The organism is Salinisphaera japonica YTM-1 (assembly GCF_003788585.1).
Taxonomy (GTDB): domain Bacteria; phylum Pseudomonadota; class Gammaproteobacteria; order Nevskiales; family Salinisphaeraceae; genus Salinisphaera; species Salinisphaera japonica.
Map to the genome: position 1 here is coordinate 63560 of NZ_AYKG01000034.1, position 23810 is coordinate 87369.

A 23810-nucleotide genomic window follows, 5' to 3' on the forward strand; every position below is an offset into this window, starting at 1 on the left:
CTGGGGGCACGCTGATCGCGCCGGCTCTTGTCTTGTCTGCGCGCCGCACACAGTTTGAGCCCATGACCGAGCCCAACGATTTCGACCCGAACCGTTATGTCCGCCAGCTGACCAGCCGGCCGGGCGTCTATCGTATGTATGACGCCGAGGGCGAAGTGCTATACGTCGGCAAGGCGAAAAACCTCAAGAAACGGGTGTCGAGCTATTTTCTGCGCGCTTCGGGCAACGCCAAGACCGAGGCGATGCTCGATCAGGTGGCCAATATCGAGGTCACCATCACGCATACCGAAGACGATGCGTTGTTGCTCGAGTCCACGCTCATCAAGAAGCATCGGCCGCGCTACAACATCGTTCTGCGCGACGACAAGAGCTACCCGTATCTGTTGCTCACCGGTGATAACGACTACCCGCGTGTGGTCTATCATCGCGGCGCCCAGAAGAAGAAAGGCCAGTATTTCGGCCCGTTCCCAAGCTCGGGTGCCGTCAAGAACACGGCCGATACGCTCATGCGGCTGTTCCAGCTGCGCAACTGTCGTGACAGCTACTTCGAGAATCGCTCGCGGCCGTGCCTTCAGTATCAGATCAAGCGCTGCAGCGCGCCGTGCGTGGGTTACATCAGTAAAGAAGACTATGCCCGCGATGTGGCCGATGCGGCGTCCCTGCTGGAGGGCAAGAACGACAAGCTCATCGATCGGCTGGTCGGTGACATGGAAGCCGCCGCCGGGCGTCTGGATTTCGAGACCGCCACACGGCTGCGCGAAAAAATCTCCGCCCTGCGGCGCCTGCAGGCGCAGAGCCAGAGCGTGGGCGGCAAGAGTGATTTCGATTTGATCTGCGGGGCCATCGATGGCGGCGTGGCGGCGATGGTGGTGGTGACCGTGCGGGGCGGTATCAATCTGGGCCATCGCAGTTTCTTTCCCAGCGCCCCGGCCGGCACCGATATCGCGGACGCCATGACAGCCTTCATCAGCCAGTATTATCTGGAACGCCCGGTGCCGCCCGAGCTGCTGGTTGATCCGTTACCCAGCGAGGACACGTCTCTGGCCGACAACCTGACCAACCGGGCCAAGCGGAAAGTGGCGATCAAGACCAACGTGCGCGGCGAGCGGCGGCGCTGGCTCGACAATACGCGTGCGACGCTGGCCCAGACCCTGTCGGCCCAGCTGGCCAGCCGCGCCGGCGTCGAAAAACGCCTGACTGCACTGGCCAACGCGTTGAAGCTGCCCGAGCCACCGATGCAGATGGCCTGCTTCGATATCAGCCACACCCGCGGTGAGAAGACGGTGGCCTCTTGTGTGGTTTTTGAGGCCGGGGCGCCGAACAAATCCGCGTATCGTCGATTCAATATCACCGATATCGAGCCCGGTGACGACTACGCTGCCATGCGCCAGGCGCTCACACGACGATTCAAGCGGGTGCAGGCCGGCGAGGCGAAACTACCCGATCTGCTGCTGATCGACGGCGGCAAGGGCCAGCTCGGCGTGGCCGAAAAAGTGCTCGACGAACTGGGCGTGGGCGGCGTTCAGCTGCTCGGCGTGGCCAAGGGCTCAACCCGCAAACCGGGGCTTGAGCAGTTGTTCTTGCCGGGCCATGACGCGCCTCTCATACTGCCGGCGGATTCCCCGGCGCTGCATCTGGTTCAGCAGATCCGCGACGAAGCCCACCGATTTGCTATTGCCGCGCATCGCGGGCAGCGTGGCAAGGCGCGTAGCACGTCCATGCTCGATGAAATCGAGGGCCTGGGGCCCAAGCGACGCAAGGCACTGCTCAAGGCCTTTGGCGGACCGAAGCAGGTCTCGCGTGCCGGCATCACGGATCTGGCGCGCGTCGAGGGTATCAGCGCAGCCCTTGCCCAGCGTATTTATGATCATTTCCACGACACGGCCTGATCGGGTCGGTCACTTCATCACAAGAGGCGCGCCTTGAATCTGCCGACCTGGTTGACTCTGTTCCGACTGCTATTGATTCCTTTCGTCGTCGGACTGTTGTTCGTGCGCATGCCCGGGTTCAACAGCGTGGCGGCCGTGTTGTTCGGCATCGCCCTGGCCACCGACTGGCTCGACGGGCATCTGGCGCGGCGCTGGAACCAGACATCGGATTTCGGTGCGTTTCTGGATCCCGTGGCCGACAAACTCATCGTCTGTGGCGTGCTCGTTATGCTCACGTATCGGGTGCCGGAATTCTTCGTCGCACTGCCGGCCGCGATCATCGTCGGTCGCGAGCTTACGGTCTCGGCTCTTCGAGAATGGATGGCAGAGCTTGGTGAGCGCGGTATCGTTGCGGTTGGTTCGCTCGGCAAGTACAAGACGGCGGTTCAGATGCTGGCGATCTTTCTAATGCTTTTCGATCTGTTCGAACGTGGCACGATATTTTTCGTTGGCGTGGTGCTGCTCGTCATCTCATCGGCCATCACGCTCTGGTCCATGGTGCTGTATCTAAAACAGGCCTGGCCACGGCTGACACGAGGGCAGGGTTCGATCGACGTCTAAGAGCCATGGTTGCCGGCTATCGGACAAGGCCTGGCCGGCTTTTGTAAGTCGCTGAAAATTTTTCCGAATCAAGTCTTGACCGTTATCGCCAGATCTCTATAATGCGCACACACAAGGCGGGAATAGCTCAGTGGTAGAGCACAACCTTGCCAAGGTTGGGGTCGCGAGTTCGAATCTCGTTTCCCGCTCCAAACGGCAAAGCCCTGGCCGCAACGGCCGGGGTTTTTCTTTATCGAGGCAGTCTTGATAGATTCTGCTTCGACACCGGCCAGGTGGCAGAGTGGTGATGCAGCGGCCTGCAAAGCCGCGTACCTCGGTTCGATTCCGGGCCTGGCCTCCATATTATCGTTGTCTTCCCCAGACACGAAGTACCGCCATCCTGCCCGGGTGGCGAAATTGGTAGACGCATGGGACTTAAAATCCCTTGGCCTTCGGGCCGTGCCGGTTCGAGTCCGGCCCCGGGCACCATTATCTGATACGTGTCTGGTTCGCTCGATTGCGTGCTATCGGGCGTTGCCCTCACCCGGCAACGCGTTACACTCAGGTCACTCGTTTAAAAACACCGAATAAAAACGATGGCAGGAGACAAGACGCTCGCGTTCGACCGGCTTCCCTCGGTTGCGCCGTATTATCTGCGTGCGGCCACAACGCTTTCAGGCGGCCTCGATGCCGGGCAGACCATTCCACGGATCGAGGCGCGTATCTCGAACCTGTCGATACGGGCCGAGCACTTGGCGCGTTATCGCAAGGTCTGTGGGTTTGCGCGGTCCCAGATGCTGCCCATCACGTACCCCCACGTGCTGGCTTTTCCGCTTCACATGGCCGTGCTCACGCACAAGGCATTTCCGCTGAAACTGCTGGGGCTCGTGCATGTTCGTAATCGCATCACGCAGCATCGCGCACTGGGCGTGGATGAAGCATTGGATCTAGTGATTTCAGTCGACGGGCACCGAGAAGCGGCCAAGGGTATCGAGTTCGATCTCGTCACCGAGGCGTTTGCCGCAGACGGTGAACCGGTCTGGCAAGCCAGCGGCACGATGCTCTCGCGCCAGAAGACCAGCGTGTCCGGTGATAACAAGAAAAAACACAGCGGCCCGCCGACGCTGGATTTCACCCCGGATGCTCAGAACGCCTGGTCGATCCCGGGGGATATCGGTCGTCAATATGCCGGCGCGGCCGGCGACTACAACCCGATTCATCTGAGCCCGTATTCAGCCAAGCTTTTCGGCTTCAAGCGCGCAATCGCGCACGGCATGTGGACAAAGGCGCGCGCGGCCGCCGCATTGACCGATCAGATCGGCGAAGGCGCCGCCACAATCGATGTGGCATTCAAGAAACCGGTGTTTCTGCCCGCCAAGGCCGTGTTCTGTCAGGGCCCGCTCGACGGTGATCGGGCGTTCGCGCTGACGGACGAGTCGGGCGATGTTCATCATCTGACAGGTAGCCTTGCCACCGGCGACTAACGAAACTCGTTTGCCAGACGTTATTCTTCGCACACAGTCACTTTCGAAAGGCGGATCATGAGAATCAAGAAAGCGGTATTCCCGGTCGCAGGGCTGGGAACGCGGTTTCTGCCGGCCACGAAGGCCAGCGCCAAGGAAATGCTACCGGTGGTCGACAAGCCGCTGATTCAATACGCGGTCAAGGAAGCGATCGCCGCCGGCGCAGAAGAGATGGTGTTCATCACGAGCCACGCCAAGAACTCGATCATGGATCATTTTGATCGAGACTATGAGCTGGAGGCCGCGCTTGAAGCCAAGGGCAAGAAAGAGTTGCTTGATGCCGTGCATGATGTGCTGCCGCCGGGTGTGAGCTGTGTCTATATCCGCCAGCCCGAGCAGCTGGGCCTGGGCCATGCCATCAGCTGCGCGCTGCCTGCCGTTGGCGATCAGGACTTTGCCGTTATTCTCGCCGATGACCTGATCGCAGGCTCGTTCCAACCCTGCATGGCACAGATGCACCGGGTGTATCAGGAATACGGCACAAGCGTTCTGGCGGTACAACGCGTGCCGTGGGAAGAAACCCATAAATACGGCATCGTCGAGTCCGAGCAGATCGGCCCCGGTCTGTCCGAGATTCGTGGCATAGTCGAGAAACCGAAGACAGAAGAAGCGCCTTCGAACCTGGCTGTCGTTGGACGTTATATATTAACGCCGCGTATATTTAGGCTTATCGATCGAACGAAGCCTGGGGCAGGCAACGAGATTCAGCTGACCGATGCCATCGAGGCACTGATGGGCGAGCAGACCGTGCTGGCCTATGAGTTTGAAGGCACACGCTACGATTGCGGCAGCAAGTTCGGGTATTTGAAAGCCAACGTTGAGATGGGGCTGCAGCATCCAGAGATCGGTGGTGAGTTTCGATCCTATCTGCGCGGCCTGACAGACGGCTGGCTCGACGAGCCCAACAGCAAGATTGGTTGAAAACAGGCGCTGATCCGCGTCATATCGCGGTTCAGCGCCTGTTGAGACACGTTAGTTTGTTATCATATCGGCCCGGTCGCGGGGTGTGATCGAACAACCTCGCGCTGACGAACGACCAGGAGATGAGTCCGGCATCTCGCCCTGGTAACAACCTGTATCTATGAAAAGCGATCTGAACGACCAGTTCATCAGCACCTCGCCACTGTTCGGTGGTAACTCGGCGTATGTCGAGGATTACTACGAGCAGTATCTTCGCGATCCTGACTCGGTCGAGCCCAGCTGGCGCGAGTACTTCAAGAGCCTGAACGGCAGTGACGACAAGGATGTCGCACACGGCCCGATCCGCGATTCGTTCGTTGATCATCAGCCTTCGGCGGGACAGGGTGCGTCAACCAAGGCGGGCATGTCGTCTCGTGCGGCACAGAAACAGGCCGGCGTGCTGCAGTTGATCAGCCATTATCGCTCGCGCGGTCATCGCGTGGCCGATCTGGATCCGCTGGGCCTGTATAATCCGGCGCCGCTGCCGGATCTGGAGCCCGCGTTCCATGGCCTGGCCGAAGCCGATATGGACAAGGTGTTCAACACCGGCTCGCTATATGCCCACGACGATGAGATGGCGCTGCGCGACATCATCGATGTGTGCAAGCGGGTGTATACCGGCACCATCGGTACCGAGTACATGTACATCACCGATCCCGAGCAGAAGCGCTGGATTCAGCGTCGTCTCGAGGCCGGGGTTGAGCATCACGGGCTTGCCGAGAAAGAAAAGCTCGAGATCCTGCGTCAGCTGACCGCTGCCGAAGGGATCGAACGTTATCTGCACACGAAATACGTCGGCCAGAAGCGTTTCTCGCTCGAGGGCGCAGACAGCATGATCCCGGCACTTGATGAGCTGATCCGCTCATCGGCGCGGCATCATGTCGACGAGGTCGTGATCGGCATGGCCCACCGTGGCCGGCTTAACGTGCTGGTCAATATCCTGGGCAAAGCCCCGGGCGAGCTCTTTGCCGAGTTCGAGGGCAAGTACGATATCGAAGAGCTCGATATGTCGGGCGACGTTAAGTATCACCTTGGCTTTTCGACCGATATCGAGATCGAGGACGAGCGTGTCCATCTCGTGCTTGCCTTCAACCCTTCGCATCTCGAGGCCGTCAATCCGGTGGTCGAGGGCTCGGTCAAGGCACGTCAGACCCGGCGGCACGATGCCGCAGGTGAAACCGTTCTACCGGTGCTGATCCACGGCGACGCCTCGTTTGCCGGCCAGGGCGTGGTCATGGAGACCATGCAGCTGTCTCAGGCCGAAGGGTATGCCACGGGCGGCACGATCCATCTGATCGTCAACAACCAGCTCGGGTTCACGATGCAGAACCCGATCACCGGCAAGCAGGGCGAGATCTCGCGTACGTCGCAGTACTGTACCGATATCGCCAAGATGCTCGAAGCGCCGGTGTTCCATGTCAACGGTGACGACCCGGAGGCCGTGGTCTTCGTCACGCGTCTGGCCATGGATTATCGGGAGGCGTTCGGCAAGGACGTCATCATCGACATGATCTGCTATCGCCGGCAGGGGCATAACGAAGCCGATGAGCCGGCCGTGACCCAGCCGCTGATGTATCAGAAGGTCAAACAGATGCAGACCACGCGGGTGCTCTATGCCAAGCATCTGCAAGATATCGGCCTGATCGACGGCGATCATGCCCAGGAACTGTTCGATGCCTATCGCGACGGTCTGGACGAAGGCAAGAACATCACCCGCACCACGCTGGGCCTGGTGGGTAACGAGCATACGGTCGACTGGGGTCGTTACAGCCGCGACAAATGGTCGAACGTGGTCGATACCTCGGTGCCGATCGAAACGCTTCAGCGTCTGTCCAGCCAGCTCTACGAGCAGTTCCCCGATGGCCTGGACCTGCACAAGCGGGTCGAGCGCATCGTCGGCGATCGGCAAAAGATGGCCGCCGGTGCAACGCGCATCGATTGGGGCTTTGCCGAGCATATGGCCTATGCCAGCCTGCTTGACGACGGTTTTGATGTCCGGCTGTCCGGCCAGGATTCCGGCCGTGGCACGTTCTTCCATCGCCACGCGGTGATCTACAACCAGCAGGATGGTACGGAATATATTCCGCTCAACAACTGCTCCCGCGACGGCACGCGCTTCGACGTCAACGACACGCTGCTTTCAGAGATGGCGGTGCTGGGCTTCGAGTACGGCTACGCGACGGCTGATCCGCGCACCCTCACGATCTGGGAAGCGCAGTTCGGCGACTTCGTCAACGGCGCGCAGGTCATCATTGACCAGTTCATTTCCTCCGGCCGCGCCAAGTGGGGCCGGATGTGTGGTCTGGTGATGTTCTTGCCGCACGGCTATGAAGGCCAAGGCCCGGAGCATTCCTCGGCGCGCCTGGAGCGCTTCCTGCAGCTGTGTGCCGAGCGCCACATGCTGGTCTGTGTGCCTTCCACTCCGGCCCAGTGGTTTCATCTGCTGCGTCAGCAGATGGTGCGCAACCTGCGTATGCCGCTGGTGGTGCTCACGCCCAAGAGTCTATTGCGACATCGTCTGTCGACCTCGACGCTGGACGACCTGGCCGAGGGCCATTTCCAGTTCATCATCGATGAACCGGAAGACATCGACGCCGACAAGATCAAGCGTGTGGTCTTTTGTAGCGGCAAGGTCTATTACGACCTGCTGCAAGGCCGCGAGGATCGCGAGCTGGATGATGTCGCCATCGTGCGTATCGAGCAGCTCTATCCGTTCCCGGCCGAGGACTATGCCAAGGCGCTGGCGCGTTACAAGAACGCCGAGCAGGTGGTGTGGTGTCAGGAAGAGCCCGAGAACCAAGGCGCCTGGTACCAGATCAAGCATCGTCTGCAGGTGCCGCTGGCCGATCAGCACGAGTTGCTCTACGCCACGCGCCCGGGTGCGGCCACGACCGCCGTGGGCTATCACAAGCTGCACGTCAAACAACAAGAAGCGGTCATTGAAGCCGGCCTGGTCGGCGGCGAGCATCTGATCGAAAAAGGCACGGTCAAGGCCGATCCCCGCGGCAAGAAAGCGGGTATCCGGCAAAAGCAATCGTAAGCGCCTCAACTCACTCGAATACGTCACGACAAGAGTCAGGAACTAAAAGCATGGCCACAGAAGTCAAGGTCCCGGAGCTGCCCGAATCCGTCAGTGAAGCCACGGTCGGCGAGTGGCAGAAGAAACAGGGCGACGCCGTCGAGCGCGACGAGAATCTGCTCGATCTCGAAACCGACAAGGTCGTGCTGGAGGTGCCGGCTGTGGCTGCCGGCAAGCTGGTCGAGATCAAGGTCGAGGCCGGTGAGACCGTACAGGCCGGCGACGTCCTGGCCGTCATCGAGGAAGGTGCGGCCGGCGATGCCGACGACGACGACAGCGACGAAGACGCTGACGCTGACGCTGACGCGGCCGACGATAAAGAAGAGAAAAAAGACGACAAGAAAAAAGACAAGAGCGACAGCGCGTCGGCCAAGCGTGATGACGGCGATGACGACAGCGACGACGATGCCGAAGAAGACGACGCCGATGCGGTAGCCAGCCCCGCGGCCAAGAAGCTGATGGCCGAAAACGATCTGGCCGCCGCTGATATCAAGGGCAGCGGCAAGGACGGGCGCATCACGAAAGCCGACGTGCAGTCGGCCGTGGAGTCAAAACCGGCCAAGAAGTCGGGCGACGACAAGAAAGCCGCCCAGAAGAAAGCGCCGGAAGAAGCCGATACCGGCCGTGCCGATCGCCAGGCTCTGGGCGATGTCGGCGGCGAGCGTGTCGAACAGCGCGTGCCGATGACGCGTATCCGTTCGCGTATCGCCGAGCGTCTGCTGGATGCCAGCCAGAACACGGCCATGTTGACCACCTTCAATGAGGTGGACATGAAAGCCGTGATGGAACTGCGCGGTCGCTACAAGGAAGCCTTCGAAAAAGAGCACGAAGTGCGCTTGGGCTTCATGTCGTTCTTCGTTAAGGCGGCCGTGGAAGCGCTCAAGCGTTTCCCGATCGTCAACGCCTCGATCGACGAAGGCGATATTGTCTATCACGGCTTCTATGATGTCGGTGTGGCCGTGTCCTCGCCGCGCGGGCTACTGGTGCCGGTGCTGCGCGATGCGGACCAGATGTCCTATGCAACGGTCGAGTCCACGATCCGCGACCTGGGCAAACGGGCCCAGGACGGCAAGGTCACCATGGACGAAATGACCGGCGGCACGTTCACGATCACCAACGGCGGCGTGTTCGGCTCGTTGCTGTCGACGCCGATCATCAATCCGCCGCAGTCGGCGATCCTGGGCATGCACGCCACCAACGACAAGCCGGTGGTGCGCGACGGTGAAATCGTCATCCGCCCGATCATGCAGTTGGCGCTTTCCTATGATCACCGCCTGGTCGACGGGCGTGACGCGGTTCTGTTCCTCAAAACGATCAAGGATCTGCTCGAGGATCCGTCGCGGCTGCTGCTGCAGATCTAGGCCCATCGACTGTCACGCGCCGGCTCCAAGCCGGCGCGATTCTTTAAGCTTTTCGAAGGAACATCATGAGTTCATCCTACGATGTCATCGTGATCGGCGCCGGCCCGGCCGGTTACGTCTCCGCGATCCGTGCGGCACAGCTCGGCATGAACACGCTGTGTGTCGATAACTGGTTGACCAAGGGCGATCGCCCGTCGCTTGGCGGCACCTGCCTCAATGCCGGCTGTATTCCCTCCAAGGCTTTGCTTGAATCCAGCGAGCTCTACGAGCGCGCCCAGGGTGAGTTCAGCCAGCACGGCCTGTCGTTCGACAAGGTCGAGCTCGATATCGACCAGATGCAAAAGCGCAAGGCCGGCGTGGTCGGCGAGCTGACCGGTGGTATTGCCGGTTTGTTCAAGGCTAACGGCGTGGAATCGCTGGCCGGCACGGCCCAGGTCATTGATTCCGGCAAGGTGCACGTCAAGACCCAGGACGGCGAGGAGCAAGAGCTCACTGCCGACCACGTGATCATCGCGGCCGGCTCGGTGCCGGTCGAGCTGGATATCGCGCCGTTCGATAACGAATACATCCTGGATTCGTGGGGCGCGCTCGATATGGAGGCCGTGCCGGAGAAACTCGGCGTGATCGGTGCCGGCTATATCGGCGTCGAGCTCGGCAGTGTCTGGTCGCGCCTGGGGGCCGAGGTCACCATCCTCGAAGCCGTCGACGAGTTCATGCCGATCGCTGATCGCGATATCGCCAAGGAAGCGCTAAAGACATTCCGCAAGCAGGGCTTGAACGTCGAACTATCGGCGCGGGTAACGGCAACCCGCATCGAAGACGACAAAGTCGTCGTCGAGTACACCAAGAACGATGAAACCCATACCGAAACCTTCGATCGCCTGATCGTGGCGGTCGGTCGTCGGCCGAACACGAAGAACATCTGTGCCAAAGACGCCCGTGTGGAGCTCGACGACAAGGGCTTCATTGACGTCGACGAGGCCTATCGCACGAGCCTGCCCGGCGTGTATGCCGTGGGCGATGTCATCGGCAACCCGATGCTTGCACACAAGGGCATGGAAGAGGGCGTGGTCGTGGCCGAGCTGCTCGACGGCCAGAAGCCGCACATGAATTACGATGTGATTCCTTCGGTGGTCTACACCGCGCCCGAGCTGGCCTGGGTTGGCAAGAGCGAGGCGCAGCTCAAGTCCGCTGGCGTTGACTATCGCGTCGGCCAGATCCCGTTCGCCTCGAACGGCCGGGCCAAGGCGATGGCGCATCAGGGCGGCTTCGTGAAGATGATCGCCGATGCCAATACGGACGAGATCCTGGGCGTACACATGATCGGGCCGTATGTATCCGAGATGATTCAGGAAATCGTCGTGGCCATGGAATACAAGGCGGCCAGCGAGGATATCGCCCGGATCATCCATGGCCACCCGACGCTGGGCGAGGCGGTCCACGAAGCCGCGCTGGCGGTCTCCGGCCGGCCGATCCATTTCCCGCCCAAGAAAAAGAAGAAATAGCCCGCACCGCGTAGCGGCGACACAAAAACCCTCGACGGCAACTTGCCGCTCGAGGGTTTTTTGTGTCTTTATGAAGGTCATCGTAAGACGTATTGGCCCCATGAACACGCCCGATCATCACGAGGACTCGCTGGCGAAACGGCCACCAGACGACGCGGACGCTGCAAGCCATCATGACACGGCGGGTAAGAGCCGCCCCGCGCTGCCGGCGCTGAGCCTGGCCGCGCTCGGCATCGTCTACGGCGATATCGGCACCAGCCCGATCTACGCGCTGCGTGAAGCGTTTTTCGCACATGCAGCCATCGACACGCGGGCCGCCAGTATCTACGGCGTGTTATCGCTGATGTTCTGGTCGTTGATTATCGTGATTTCGATCAAGTATCTATCGGTGGTGATGCGAGCCTCAAATAACGGCGAGGGCGGCATCATCGCGTTGGTGGCTTTGCTTAACCCGTGGAAGACCGAACGTGGCAGTCGACGTTATCTGTTGATGTTGATGGGCCTGTTTGGCGCGGCGCTGCTTTACGGCGACGGGACGATCACGCCGGCGATCTCGGTGCTCAGTGCCATCGAAGGTCTGGAGGTGGCCACCCCGGCCTTCACCCCGTATATCGTGCCGATCACGATCGTGATTCTCGTCGGTCTGTTCTCGATCCAGCGCCAGGGCACGGCGCGTGTGGGTGCCTGGTTCGGGCCGGTGATGCTGGTGTGGTTCGCGACCCTGGCAATGCTCGGCATCAGCGGAATCCTGCATCATCCGGCAATCCTGGCGGCAGTGAACCCGGCCTATGCCTGGACGTTCTTCGCAACCAACGGGTTTGCCGGGTTTCTCGTAATGGGCACGGTGTTCCTGGTGGTCACTGGCGGTGAAGCGCTCTATGCGGATATGGGTCATTTCGGGCTGGCGCCTATTCGCGCGGCCTGGTTCGTGGTGGTGCTTCCCGGTCTGTTGTTGAATTATTTCGGTCAGGGCGCGCTCATGCTGGCCCATCCGGACACCCAGCAGCCGTTCTATGCGCTGGCACCGGACTGGGCGCTCTTGCCGGTTGTGGGTATCGCTACGCTTGCGACGGTCATCGCATCGCAGGCGGGCATTTCCGGCGTGTTTTCATTGACGCGCCAAGCGATTCAGCTCGGCCAACTCCCGCGTATGCGGATCGTGCAGACCTCGCGTGAGTCGTACGGCCAGATCTATATCCCGGTGATCAATGTCCTGTTGATGATCGCCACCATCGGGCTGGTGATCGGTTTTCAGCGCTCGGATCATCTGGCCTCGGCTTATGGCGTGGCCGTATCGCTGGATATGGTCATCACTACGATTCTGGCTTTCTTCGTGGCCTATCGCTGGGATTGGTTTCCCAAGCTGGCTGGCGTCGTGGCCGTGGGCCTGCTCGTGGTGGATGTCTCGTTCTTCGGGGCCAACGTCTTCAAGATCCCCGACGGCGGCTGGTATCCGTTGCTCATGGCCGGGCTGATTTTCTTCGTTATGGCCACCTGGCGTACGGGCCGCGCGATCGTGCGAGCGCGTCTTGATGCACAAAGTGAACCCATCGAGCGCTTCATCGATAACCTGAGCCCGGATCTGGTGCGCATACCCGGAACGGCGGTATTCATGTCGGTATCCGGCCAGAAAACGCCGGCAATGCTGGCGCATCATCTCCGTTTGAACCGCTGCCTGCACGAACAAGCCCTGATCGTGACCGTTCACATCATGGACGTTCCTCGCGTTCCGGCAGCTGATCGTATCCGTATCGCGGGCCTGGCGGACGGGTTCTATCGCATTGATCTTTACTACGGCTTCATTCAAGCAACTAACGTGCCGGTCGGGCTGCGGCTGTGCCAAGAATTCGGCGTGGATATCGACCTAGAGGCCACGACATTCTATGTCGGCCGCGAGAGTCTGATCCCGGATAGCCAGGTGCCGGGCATGCCGGTCTGGCGTGAGCGCCTGTTCGCTTTCATGGCACGTAATGCCAACTCCGCCACGCAACAGTTTCATCTGCCGTCAGAGCGTGTGGTCGAGCTTGGTATCCAGATCCGGCTATAGCCTGCTACGGCTGGTAAACTAACGATCATGCTTGGAACATGAGGCAGTTATGGCAGGGCATAGCAAATGGGCCAATATCCAGCACCGGAAAAAGGCCCAGGACAAGAAACGCGCCAAGGTGTTCACGCGCCTGATTCGTGAGATCACGGTCGCGGCCCGCATGGGCGGCTCGGACCCTAACGATAATCCGCGTTTGCGCCTGGCCTGGGACAAGGCCCTGGCTGCCAACATGCCCAAGGACAACATCGAGCGTGCAGCCAAGCGCGGCGCGGGCGAGGACGGGGCCGACAACTACGAAGAGATCCGCTACGAAGGCTATGGCCCGCAGGGCGCGGCCATCATGGTCGACTGCATGACGGACAACCGTAATCGCACGGTCTCTGAAATCCGCTATGTCTTCTCGCGTAACGGCGGCAACATGGGCGCGGATGGCTCGGTGGCCTATCTGTTCGATCGCAAGGGGATTCTGTTGTTCTCGCCCGAGGTCGATGATGAACATGTGTTGGCCCCGGCACTGGAAGCCGGTGCGGAAGATCTGGTCGAGTATGAAGACGGCTCTTTCGAGGTGCTGACCGCCCCGGACGATTATCCCGAGGTGCGTCGCGCGGTCGAAGAGGCGGGCTACGAGCCTGCCCAGGGTGACGTGACCATGCGTCCGGCGACCACCGTCGAGTTGTCGGGCGAGGCGGCCCAGACCTGCTTGAAACTCATCGATGCGCTCGAGGACCTCGACGACGTACAGGATGTCTATACCAACGTCGAGTTCGATGAAGCCACGTTGTCCGAAAACGAGGCGGCATAACGCGTGTCGAACCCGCGCTCTGTCACCGTGCCGCGTATTCTGGGTATTGATCCGGGCTCCACGATCATGGGCTTTGCCGTGGTCGACGGCGGCGCTCGCCCGGCACAGTGTGTCATCGACTGTCTGCGCCTGCCCAAGACCGATTTCCCGACCCGGCTGGGCCTGATCTTCGAGCGGCTCACGGCCGTGATCGCCGAATGGCAGCCGGATGAAATGGCGATCGAGAACGTGTTCGTATCGCGTAACGCGGCATCGGCGCTCAAGCTCGGCCAGGCACGCGGCGCGGCGATCTGTGCCGGCGCGGCGGCCGGCCTGCCGGTGGCCGAATACACGCCCTCGCAGATCAAACAGGCCGTGGTCGGACGCGGCAGCGCCGACAAGACACAGATCCAGCACATGGTGGCCATGCTGCTCGCCGTGCCGGGCAAATTACAGGCCGATGCCGCAGATGCGGCCGCCGTGGCACTCTGTCATGCCCATACCGCCCATACGGCCGGGCGTCTTCAGCAGGGCACACAGCGCAGCAGGGCACGCGCATGATCGGGCGTCTTCGCGGTCAGCTGATCGAAAAACAGCCGCCACGTCTGGTTATCGAGGTGGCCGGTGTGGGCTATGAGGTCGAGGCCCCCATGTCGACCTGTTTCGGCCTGTCCAGCACTCAGGGCGAGATCACGCTGCTGACGCAGATGGTCGTGCGCGAAGACGCCATGCTGCTGTATGGCTTTGCCACCGAGCAGGAACGACAGCTTTTTCGCGAGCTGATCAAGGTCTCGGGTATAGGTGCCAAACTGGCTCTGACGATACTTTCGGGCATGAGCGTGGCGGATTTTGTGGCCACCATCGAGGCAGACGACGCGGCCCGCCTGACGGGTCTGCCCGGCGTGGGCAAGAAAACGGCGGCGCGCCTGATCATCGAGATGCGGGACAAGCTTTCGGGTACAGCGATCGCGCCCACGCTGGGCACGGCCAGTACACAGGCGACGGCGGGCGGCGACGGAACATCCGCAGATGCCACCGGCGTTGCGCGCCAGGCGCTCGTGGCTCTGGGCTACAAGCCCGCCGAGGCCGATCGGCTGCTGCGCGGCCTGTCCAGCGAGACCGAGGACAGCGAAACCCTGATTCGCGAAGCGCTCAAGCGCGCGGTCCGTTGAGCCGATGAGCACCCCCTCCGACGGCATTGACGAAGGCGAACGACTGATTGCCGGCGCGGCCCGCCCCGAAGAGGGACGTTTCGATCGCGCACTGCGGCCTACGCGGCTGGCTGACTATGTGGGCCAGCCCGAGGTCTGTGAGCAGCTCGATATCTTCGTCTCCGCGGCACGCAATCGTGCCGAAGCGCTCGATCATGTCCTGATCTTCGGCCCGCCGGGGCTGGGCAAGACCACCATGGCGCAGGTCATCGCCAACGAGATGAACGTGGGGTTTCGCCAGACCTCGGGCCCGGTACTGGAGCGCCCCGGCGACCTGGCCGCGCTGTTGACCAATCTCGAGGCCAACGACGTACTGTTCATCGACGAGATCCATCGCTTGTCGCCCGTCGTCGAGGAGGTGCTCTATCCCGCGCTCGAGGATTACCAGATCGATATCGTCATCGGTGAAGGCCCGGCCGCCCGTTCGATCAAGCTCGATCTGCCGGCTTTCACATTGGTGGGGGCCACCACGCGCGCCGGGGCGCTGACCTCGCCACTGCGGGATCGGTTCGGCATCGTTCAGCGCCTGGAATTCTATTCCCAGGCCGATCTGGCCTCGATCGTGACCCGCTCGGCGGGCATTCTGGGTATCGAAATCGAGGCCGCCGGTGCCGACGAAATCGCGCGCCGTGCCCGAGGGACGCCGCGCGTGGCCAATCGGCTGCTGCGCCGGGTGCGTGACTATGCCGAAGTGCGTGCCGATGGCCGCATCGCCGGCCAGGTCGCCGCCCGGGCCATGGATATGCTGCGCGTGGACGACAACGGCTTCGACATGATGGATCGCAAGCTGCTCGAAGCGCTCATCCACAAGTTCGAGGGCGGCCCGGTGGGTGTCGAAAGCCTGGCCGCAGCGATCGGCGAGGCCCGCGAGACGATCGAAGACGTCATCGAGCCGTATCTCATCCAACAGGGCTTCATGATGCGCACGCCGCGCGGGCGCATGGCCATGCCGCTGACTTATCGTTATTACGGCCTGACGACGCCCGCGCCGGGTCAGGTCGATGCGCCGGATCTGTTCGTGGGCGACGACGACCGAAGTGAGTGATCGCTACCCGCTACGTGTCTATTACGAGGACACCGACGCCACCGGCGTGGTCTATCACGCCAATTACCTGAAATACTTCGAGCGGGCTCGCACCGAGTGGCTGGAAGCTCGCGGGCTCGATCATATGGGCCTGGCGCGCGATCATAAGATCGTTTTCACCCTGGCCGATCTGCGGCTGGCCTTCAAACGGCCGGCGCGGCTGGACGATCGTCTTGTCGTCGTGACCACGGCTTTGGAACCCGGGCGCGTGCGCATGGTCTTTAAACAAGAGATATGGCGTGATAATAGCTGTCTGATTCAGGGCGAATTCACGGTTGCCTGTGTCAATATCACGACCTTCAGGCCGGCACGCCTGCCACTTGTGATGACCGAGGAGCGCTAGATGAATCTTGCTGCTGACATGAGCCTGTGGGGGCTCGTGATGCAGGCCAGTACGCTGGTCAAGGCCGTCATGTTGCTGTTGCTGCTGGCGTCGGTTGTGTCCTGGGCGGTGATATTCGCCAAACAGCGGCGTATCAAGCGCGTGGTCAAGGAAATGAACCGGTTCGAGGACCGGTTCTGGTCCGGCGGCAACGTGCGTGATATCTACGAGGACGTGCATCGGCATCACAACACGCCGGAAGGCATGCCCGCGTTATTCATCGCCGGCTACGATGAGCTCAAGCGACGCCGGGATGCCGGCGACACGGCACGGGCCGAAATCGTGCCCTCGGTCCAGCGCGCCATGCGCGTGGCCGACTCGCGCGAGTTCGAAAAACTCGAAGCGGGCCTGGCGTTTCTGGCCACTGTGGGCTCGATCAGCCCGTACGTGGGCCTGTTTGGCACAGTGTGGGGTATCATGAGCGCCTTCATCGGCCTGGGCAACGTACAGCAGGCCAGCCTGGCGATGGTCGCCCCCGGCATCGCCGAGGCCTTGATTGCGACGGCCATGGGGCTGTTCGCCGCCATCCCGGCCGTGGTCGGCTACAACTATTTCAGCAATCGCCTGGATTTCATCGATAACCGCTTCGATACGTTCATGGACGAAATGGCCGGCATCGTCGAACGTGGCGTCCAATCGGCCAACCCGATGCCCAAATCGCGCGACAAACAGGCCAGCGAACCCGCCGAGCCGGCCCGTACCGCGCCCGAACTGTAAGGGGGCGCCATGGGAAGCCGTTCGAGAAAACGCCAGGGCCGTCGACGCTTGGCCAGCGAAATCAATGTCGTGCCCTATATCGACGTCATGCTGGTGTTGCTCATCATTTTCATGGTGACCGCACCGCTGCTGACCACCGGGGTCAACGTGGATCTGCCCAAGGCGCCGGCCCAGGTGCTGGATATGGCCGAGGACAAGCCGGTCGTGTTGACCGTGACCGCCGACGGGGACTATTCGCTTAACGTAGGCCCATCGCCGGATGAGCCGCTATCGGCGGATCGCATCATCACGATCGTGGGCCAGGTCATCGCCGCCCGGCCCGAGGCGCCGGTGGCGGTTCGCGGCGACGGGCAGGGTAACTACGCCGATGTGGTGCGTGGCATGGTCATGCTGCAACAGGCCGGGGCCGAAAAGGTCGGCCTGATCACGGACAACGTCGATGCCTCGGATAACGGGTCACGTTGATGCTGGATCTGCTCGAAAAGATCGGCGAACACTGGCGAGCGGTACTGCTGGCCGTGCTCGTGCACGGCGCACTGGCGGCGGGTCTGTTGTTCAGCCTGGATTTTCTGCAGCCGGCCAGTCGGGGCAACCAGGGCGAGTCGATCGTCGAGGCCAGCGTGATGTCCTCGGAAGACATCGATGCCATGGCGGCACAAAACAACGCCGAGTCCACACCGCCGACAAGCCAGCCCGAACCCAGTACGCCGCCGGCTAGCGCACCGACCGAAGCCGCCAAGCAACAACAGGCCAAGCGCGAGCAAGCAGAGGCAGAGGCCCAGCGCGCCGAGCGTCAGGCACAGGCCGAAGCCGCCAAGCGCGAACGCGCCGAGCAGGCAGCAGCTGACAAAGCCCGCGCGCAGGAAAAAGCGCAGGCTGAGGCAAAACGTGAGGCGGCCGAGAAGGCTCGCCAGAAGCGCCAAGCCGAGGCAAAACAGGAACGAGAGGCCGAGGCCAGGCAAGAGGCCAAGGCCGAGCAAGAAAAAGCCCGGGCGGCCAAGGAAAAAGCGGCTAAAGAAAAAGCCCAGGCAGAAGCCCAGGAAAAAGCCAAGGCCGAACAGGCAGAAGCGAAAGCTGAAAAAGAGCGCGCCGCGGAAGCGGCCGAAGCCAAGGCAAAGGCCCAGAAACAGGCCCAAGCCAAACGCCAGGCGGCCGCTGAAGCAGCGGCGCAAAAAGAAAAAGAGCAGGCTGAAAAAGCGGCGCGGGAAAAAGCAGAGGCCGAACGTAAGGCGCGCGAACAGGCCGAGGCCAAAGCCAAAGCCCAGGCAGAAGCAAAAGCCAAGGCAAAAGCAGAAGCCGCCGCCAAGGCTAAGGCAGAGGCCCAGGCGAAAGCCAAGGCAGAAGCCGAGGCCGCGCGCCGGGCCCGGGAAGAGGCAGCCCGCAAGGCCGCGGCCCAGTCACAGCTGGAGAAAGCCATGGCAGAGGAATCTGCCGGGCGCCAGGCGGCCGCGGACCAGCGTGCGCTGGCCGGCTATATCCAAGCCATTCGTAACAAGGTCGAGGCCAACTGGATCCGCCCGCCCGGGGCAACGGATGTAACCTGCAAGGTACACGTCAAACAACTGCCGGGCGGTCAGGTGGCCAACGTGCGTGTGGTCAGCTCCTGTGGCGGCCCGGCACTGGATCGCTCGGTCGAGCAGGCGATCTACAAGTCGGATCCCTTGCCATCACCGCCATCAGGTAATCTCTTCCAATCGGATATCGAATTCACGTTCAGGCCGGACTCATGATCAAAACCAAACGAACATCCTGGCTCGCACGCTTTTGTCTGATCGCGGTGGCGGCGTGTATGGCGCTACCGGCCCAAGCTGCGCTTGAGGTCGATATCACCCAGAGCTCGGACCAGGCGATTCCGATCGCGATCGCGCCGTTCAAGGCCAACGGCCAGCGTCTGCCGGTCGATATTTCAGATATCGCCAGTCGTGATCTGGCCTCGACCGGCCTGTTCCGAACCTTTGACCGTGCCAACATGACCGAGTCGCCGGCCACGCCGGAGGACGTCAACTATCAGAGCTGGGCGGCGCAGGGCGTGGACAACCTGGTGATTGGCTCGGCGGCGCGTAATGCGGCCGGCGGCTATCGCATCACGTTCTATCTGGTGGATGTCGCACGCCAGCAGGCGGTCACGAGCTTTCAGATCAATGCCGGCGGCAACCAGCTGCGCGATGCCGGGCATACGATCGCCAACCTGATCTACGAGCGTTTCGTTGGCAAGAAAGGTTATTTCCTGTCGAACATCGCTTATGTGACGGTCACTGGCAACACCGCCAATAACCGCACCTTCCGCTTGGTGGTCGCCGATTACGACGGCAGCCAGCCCTCGACGATCTATTCCTCGAAGGACCCGGTGATGTCGCCGGCCTGGTCACCCAGCGGTGATCGAATCGCGTATGTCGCCTTCGATGTCTACAAGGGCACGAGCAGCGTGCGTATCCAGAACCTGTCCAGCGGGCAGGCACGCACGATTTCGGCCGGCCATGGCGTCAACGGCGCACCGGCATGGTCACCGAACGGTCAGGAGATCGCGTTCGCAAAATCCGCCGACGGGGATACCGATCTGTTCGTCTACAACCTGGCGACCGGCCAGACACGACAGCTCACGCGCAGTGGGGCGATCGACACCGAGCCGTCCTGGTCGCCGAACGGCCGCGAGATCGTGTTCACCTCGGATCGTGGCGGGCAGCCGCAGCTGTATCGAATGAACGCCGAAGGCGGTGGTATCCAGCGTCTGACTTATGACGGCAGCAGCAATCAACGCGCCGATTTCGCCCCGGATGGCAAGTCGATCACTTATGTACAGAAGAGCGGCAACGGCTTTCGTATTGCCGTGATGGATCTCGAGACCAATAATGTACGTATCGTGAGCGATGGGCCACAGGACGACAGTCCGGCCTTTGCCCCGAACGGGCAGGCCGTGCTCTATGCCCGCCAGAGTGGGCGTAACGCGCTGTCGCTGGTATCGCTGGATGGCAACGCCAAATCCACGCTCTCGCAGGCCGGTGAAGTGCGCGAGCCGGCCTGGGGCCCGCTGGGCTATTGATCCGTTTCAAATTTTCCACCAACAAAACCATTCCGATTCGTCGGCATGAACAAATCAAAGGAGCTTCTCATGGGTCATATTTCTTTCGGTAGTCGGCGTCAGGTACTGCTGGCCGCCACGCTGGTCGCCGCAGCCTTGTCACTCACCGCCTGTGGCGGTAACAAGAACGTACGCGGCGACGCGCCGGGCATGCCGCAGGCGGGCATGAACGATCAAGGTCAGGGCCAGGGCATGGGTTCGGGCCGGGATATCGATGTGCGTGGCCTTGAGGGGATTCCGGCCGAGGATCGTCATCTGTTCACCGACCCGAACAACCCGCTGTCGACGCGCACGGTCTATTTCGATCTCGACAGCAGCGCCATCCCGTCGCGCTTTTCCCAAGCAATTCAGGCGCACGGCCAGTATCTGGCCAACCACCCGAACGTAAACCTGCGCTTGGAAGGCAACACGGACGAACGCGGCACCCGTGAATACAATGTCGCCCTGGGCGAGCGTCGTGCCGATTCTGTCAAGCAGGCCGTCGTGCTTTCCGGGGCCAGTGCCGGTCAGGTCACGACTATCTCCTACGGCGAAGAACGCCCGGCTGTTCTGGGCCAGGACGCAGAGTCCTTGAACAAGAACCGTCGCGTCGACTTCATCTACACCAATAACTAATGATCGCCCCCATGCGCGCAACCATTCGCAATACGTTGGTCGCGGCAGCGTTGGTCGCACCGTTGGGCGCCGCTCAGGCGGCCCCGACGATGCAGCTTGCCCAGAACAATACCGGTCCTAATCTGTTCGCGCTGTATCAGCAGATACAACAACTGCAGCAACAGGTCCGAAATCTGAACGGGCAGGTCGATACGCTGCAGTATCAGCTGGATCAGCAAAAACAGGGCCAGCGAGACCTCTACCAGGATATCGACAAGCGCTTGGCCAAGCTCGAATCCGGGGCGGCCGGTAGAGCGGGTTCTTCCTCGGATGGCGCGCCCAGGGGTGCCGGCGGCCAGACCGGCCCGGTCGATCCGGCCGTGCAGTCGGCCTATATGGCCGGCTTTAACAAGCTCAAGGACGGGGATTACCCCGCGGCCATCGATGCCTTCAAAGCGTTCGTGGCTGAACATCCCGAAACCGCGTTGACGCCCAATGCGTGGTACTGGATGGGCGAGGCCTATTACGTACAGCAGAAACCGGATGCGGCCCGGCAATCGTTCGAGACCGTGGTTAATCGGTTTTCGGCATCGCCCAAGGTGGCAGATTCGTTGTACAAGATCGGGCTGATTCAGGCGTCCAGCGGCAACGACGACAATGCACAGGCCACGTTTGAGCGCGTCATTTCCCAATACCCCGACAGCGATGCCGCTAACCAGGCGAAGTCCCAGCTGTCCGGCGATAACGGCTAGCTCGTGTCTGACGTCATGGATCGCGCGAGCGCTCGTCGGTTAGACGGGATCAGCGACAGCCGATGGGCCGAGCGAATCGATGCCCTGCGTATCACCGAAATTTTCTGTTCGCTCCAGGGGGAGGCCAACGATGCCGGGCGTGTCTGTACGTTCGTACGGCTGACCGGCTGCCCGCTGCGGTGTCACTACTGTGATACGGCCTATGCCTTTCAAGGCGGGGAGTGGCAGAAGATCGATGCCATCATCGAGCAGATCAAAGCATTTGGCGCGCATCACGTATGTGTCACCGGCGGCGAGCCGTTGGCCCAGCCGAACGCCGTGCCACTGATTGCCCGTCTGTGCGATGCGGGGTATGCGGTATCGGTGGAAACCGCCGGTGCGCTGGATATCCGCCCGGTCGATACTCGCGCCTCACGCGTGGTGGATATCAAAACGCCGGCCTCGGGTGAAGCCACGCGGAATCGGTGGGACAATATCGAGGTGCTGACCGGCCACGATCAGCTCAAGTTCGTGATCTGTTCTCGGGCTGACTATGAGTGGGCCCGGGCACGGCTTGGCGAGATCGACGTGCCAGCCGGCTGTACGGTCTGGTTTTCGCCCTCTGCCGGCGAGATCACGGCGCGGGGATTGGCCGACTGGATTGTCGCCGACCGGCTGCCCGTCAAGTTTCAAATGCAGCTACACAAGCTGTTGTGGGGCGATGCGCCAGGCTATTAGCGCCACCGCGTAACAACGGATCTAAAAACACCCAGCAAGCAAGGTGAGTGTGTCGCAACCAACCGATAAAGCCGCGGTCGTTCTGTTGTCCGGTGGGCTGGATTCAACAACATGCCTTGCCGAGGCCAAAGCCGCCGGTCATGCTCTCTATGCCGTCAGCTTTGACTACGGCCAGCGACATACTGCGGAGCTCAGCGCGGCGCGATCAATCGCCGCTAGCGCTGGTGTGGTCGAGCACAAGGTCGTGACCATCGATTTCGATGGCATGGGCGGCTCGGCGTTGACCGATGCCTCGATCGCCGTGCCCGAAACACCGGGCCAGGGCATTCCGAGCACCTACGTGCCGGCCCGGAATACGCTGTTCCTCTCGGTGGCGCTCGGGTGGGCCGAGATACTCGAGGCCGGCTCGATCTATATCGGTGTTAACGCCGTGGATTATTCCGGCTACCCGGACTGTCGGCCCGAGTTTATCGAGGCGTTCGAATCACTCGGCCGTCTGGCGACAAAGACCGGCGTCGAAGGTCGGCCGATCGAGATCCGGGCGCCGCTCATGCATCGAACCAAGGCCGAGATCATTCGTCGCGGGCATGAACTCGGTGTCGACTACAGCCAGACCATAAGCTGTTATCAGGCCGATGAGCACGGCCGCGCCTGTGGCGTATGCGATGCCTGTCGTCTGCGCGCAGCCGGTTTTGCCGAGGCCGGCGTACCGGACCCGACGCGCTATATCGGTTAGTCATAAACCACGGATGGCCGGATCGCGCGCACAAAAAAGCCGGCACGAAGCCGGCTTTTTCTTGTCTGGTGGGTCGTGCAGGATTCGAACCTGCGACCAATTGATTAAAAGTCAACTGCTCTACCAACTGAGCTAACGACCCCGAGAGATCGCGTATAATACCGGATTCACAGGGAATTACCAGACCGCGCGCCGATTTTTTCGACGCGGGCTACGCATCTTCCGGTATCAGCCGTTACCCGAGTGTTCGACCAGCTCGATCCAGTAGCCGTCCGGGTCTTTTACGAAGGCGATGTTGCTCATGCGACCGTCTTCAGGACGTTTCTGGAAGGTGACGGCGTTGTCGTCCATCCACTGACAGGCCGCAGCCAGATCGGGCACGGTGAAGCAGATATGGCCGAAGCCCTGTGGCTCGTCGTTGCCGTTGTGGTAGGAGGCGTTCGGGTCTTTTTCCGTGCCCCAGTTGTGGGTCAGCTCCAGCACGGCCGGGATACGGCTCATGAACTTGGCGCGCTCTGCTTCGTCGGCGGGTACGTCATAACCGTCAGTACGTGCCAAGAAATACAGCGTGAACTGGGCGTCCGGGTTTTCTTTCTGGCGTAGCAGGCGCATGCCGAAGACCTTGGTATAGAAGGCCAGGGATTTCTCGGGATCGACCACGCGAATCATCGTGTGGTTGAACACGAAACCGCCTGTCTGTTCTGGCTGCTCGGCATGCACGCCGGGCGCGTCTTCTGTATTGAAAGCCATGTTTGATCTGCCTGGTGCGTCGAAACGTGACCCTATGATGCCTCATGCATCGATCGTGACAAAC

Annotated in this window: 22 protein-coding genes and 4 tRNA genes; 24 read left to right on the forward strand and 2 right to left on the reverse strand. The window is 61.4% G+C overall.

Going from position 1 to position 23810, the window contains the following annotated elements:
- The first annotated feature begins 62 nt into the window (after window positions 1–62).
- From uvrC to queC, 24 genes are all read left to right on the forward strand, one after another.
- A complete protein-coding gene (gene uvrC, locus SAJA_RS10680) occupies window positions 63–1889 on the forward strand; it encodes an excinuclease ABC subunit UvrC (protein WP_123658665.1) in 1827 nt (608 codons plus the stop codon).
- A gap of 33 nt (window positions 1890–1922) precedes the next feature.
- Window positions 1923–2489: a CDP-diacylglycerol--glycerol-3-phosphate 3-phosphatidyltransferase gene (gene pgsA, locus SAJA_RS10685; protein ID WP_123658666.1), complete on the forward strand. Its 567-nt coding sequence runs from the start codon at window positions 1923–1925 to the stop codon at window positions 2487–2489.
- A gap of 116 nt (window positions 2490–2605) precedes the next feature.
- A tRNA-Gly gene (locus SAJA_RS10690) sits at window positions 2606–2680 on the forward strand.
- 75 nt (window positions 2681–2755) lie between these two features.
- Window positions 2756–2829, forward strand: a tRNA-Cys gene (locus tag SAJA_RS10695).
- A 41-nt stretch (window positions 2830–2870) separates the two neighbouring features.
- Window positions 2871–2957 (forward strand) — tRNA-Leu (locus SAJA_RS10700).
- A gap of 107 nt (window positions 2958–3064) precedes the next feature.
- Window positions 3065–3952, forward strand: coding sequence for a MaoC/PaaZ C-terminal domain-containing protein (locus SAJA_RS10705; protein ID WP_123658667.1), 888 nt, complete (start codon window positions 3065–3067; stop codon window positions 3950–3952).
- Window positions 3953–4009: 57 nt separating this feature from the next.
- Window positions 4010–4912 carry a UTP--glucose-1-phosphate uridylyltransferase GalU gene (gene galU / locus SAJA_RS10710; protein ID WP_184999850.1) on the forward strand — a complete coding sequence of 301 codons (903 nt, stop codon included), beginning with the start codon at window positions 4010–4012 and terminating at the stop codon, window positions 4910–4912.
- 160 nt (window positions 4913–5072) lie between these two features.
- Window positions 5073–7991 (forward strand): 2-oxoglutarate dehydrogenase E1 component, encoded by a 2919-nt coding sequence (locus tag SAJA_RS10715; RefSeq protein ID WP_123658669.1) that lies wholly within the window; start codon window positions 5073–5075, stop codon window positions 7989–7991.
- Window positions 7992–8041: 50 nt separating this feature from the next.
- Window positions 8042–9391, forward strand: a complete 1350-nt coding sequence (gene odhB / locus SAJA_RS10720) for a 2-oxoglutarate dehydrogenase complex dihydrolipoyllysine-residue succinyltransferase (RefSeq protein WP_123658670.1) — start codon at window positions 8042–8044, stop codon at window positions 9389–9391.
- Window positions 9392–9456: 65 nt separating this feature from the next.
- Entirely contained in the window at window positions 9457–10896 is a 1440-nt protein-coding gene (lpdA, locus tag SAJA_RS10725) for a dihydrolipoyl dehydrogenase (protein WP_123658671.1), read from the forward strand.
- Window positions 10897–10996: 100 nt separating this feature from the next.
- Window positions 10997–12943 (forward strand): potassium transporter Kup, encoded by a 1947-nt coding sequence (locus SAJA_RS10730; RefSeq protein WP_123658672.1) that lies wholly within the window; start codon window positions 10997–10999, stop codon window positions 12941–12943.
- Between the two features lie 49 nt (window positions 12944–12992).
- A complete protein-coding gene (locus tag SAJA_RS10735) occupies window positions 12993–13745 on the forward strand; it encodes a YebC/PmpR family DNA-binding transcriptional regulator (RefSeq protein WP_123658673.1) in 753 nt (250 codons plus the stop codon).
- Window positions 13746–13772: 27 nt separating this feature from the next.
- On the forward strand, window positions 13773–14285 hold the full coding sequence (gene ruvC, locus SAJA_RS10740; RefSeq protein WP_123658729.1) for a crossover junction endodeoxyribonuclease RuvC: 513 nt from the start codon (window positions 13773–13775) through the stop codon (window positions 14283–14285).
- Window positions 14282–14896, forward strand: coding sequence for a Holliday junction branch migration protein RuvA (gene ruvA / locus SAJA_RS10745; RefSeq protein ID WP_123658674.1), 615 nt, complete (start codon window positions 14282–14284; stop codon window positions 14894–14896). Before ruvC ends, ruvA begins: the two co-directional genes overlap by 4 nt.
- Window positions 14897–14900: 4 nt before the next feature.
- On the forward strand, window positions 14901–15980 hold the full coding sequence (ruvB, locus tag SAJA_RS10750) for a Holliday junction branch migration DNA helicase RuvB (protein WP_184999851.1): 1080 nt from the start codon (window positions 14901–14903) through the stop codon (window positions 15978–15980).
- On the forward strand, window positions 15973–16362 hold the full coding sequence (ybgC, locus tag SAJA_RS10755) for a tol-pal system-associated acyl-CoA thioesterase (protein WP_342777548.1): 390 nt from the start codon (window positions 15973–15975) through the stop codon (window positions 16360–16362). The genes ruvB and ybgC overlap by 8 nt, the downstream gene beginning before the upstream one ends.
- Window positions 16363–17118, forward strand: a complete 756-nt coding sequence (gene tolQ / locus SAJA_RS10760; protein ID WP_123658676.1) for a protein TolQ — start codon at window positions 16363–16365, stop codon at window positions 17116–17118. It begins immediately after the preceding gene.
- Between the two features lie 9 nt (window positions 17119–17127).
- Window positions 17128–17583: a protein TolR gene (gene tolR, locus SAJA_RS10765; protein WP_123658677.1), complete on the forward strand. Its 456-nt coding sequence runs from the start codon at window positions 17128–17130 to the stop codon at window positions 17581–17583.
- The gene (gene tolA, locus SAJA_RS10770; protein ID WP_245963302.1) at window positions 17583–18848 is read left to right on the forward strand and encodes a cell envelope integrity protein TolA; all 1266 of its coding nucleotides are present in this window, start codon (window positions 17583–17585) and stop codon (window positions 18846–18848) included. The genes tolR and tolA overlap by 1 nt, the downstream gene beginning before the upstream one ends.
- The gene (gene tolB / locus SAJA_RS10775; RefSeq protein WP_123658678.1) at window positions 18845–20158 is read left to right on the forward strand and encodes a Tol-Pal system beta propeller repeat protein TolB; all 1314 of its coding nucleotides are present in this window, start codon (window positions 18845–18847) and stop codon (window positions 20156–20158) included. Before tolA ends, tolB begins: the two co-directional genes overlap by 4 nt.
- Before the next feature lie 69 nt (window positions 20159–20227).
- Entirely contained in the window at window positions 20228–20812 is a 585-nt protein-coding gene (gene pal / locus SAJA_RS10780; protein ID WP_123658679.1) for a peptidoglycan-associated lipoprotein Pal, read from the forward strand.
- Between the two features lie 11 nt (window positions 20813–20823).
- Window positions 20824–21543, forward strand: a complete 720-nt coding sequence (gene ybgF / locus SAJA_RS10785) for a tol-pal system protein YbgF (RefSeq protein ID WP_184999852.1) — start codon at window positions 20824–20826, stop codon at window positions 21541–21543.
- 84 nt (window positions 21544–21627) lie between these two features.
- Window positions 21628–22260 carry a 7-carboxy-7-deazaguanine synthase QueE gene (gene queE / locus SAJA_RS10790; RefSeq protein ID WP_342777550.1) on the forward strand — a complete coding sequence of 211 codons (633 nt, stop codon included), beginning with the start codon at window positions 21628–21630 and terminating at the stop codon, window positions 22258–22260.
- A 49-nt stretch (window positions 22261–22309) separates the two neighbouring features.
- On the forward strand, window positions 22310–22996 hold the full coding sequence (gene queC / locus SAJA_RS10795) for a 7-cyano-7-deazaguanine synthase QueC (RefSeq protein WP_123658681.1): 687 nt from the start codon (window positions 22310–22312) through the stop codon (window positions 22994–22996).
- 66 nt (window positions 22997–23062) lie between these two features.
- On the opposite strand, the gene SAJA_RS10800 is transcribed toward queC, so the two are convergent.
- Both SAJA_RS10800 and gloA read right to left on the reverse strand, forming a co-directional pair.
- Window positions 23063–23138 (reverse strand) — tRNA-Lys (locus tag SAJA_RS10800).
- 86 nt (window positions 23139–23224) lie between these two features.
- Window positions 23225–23746, reverse strand: a complete 522-nt coding sequence (gene gloA, locus SAJA_RS10805) for a lactoylglutathione lyase (protein ID WP_123658682.1) — start codon at window positions 23744–23746, stop codon at window positions 23225–23227.
- Window positions 23747–23810 lie beyond the last annotated feature (64 nt).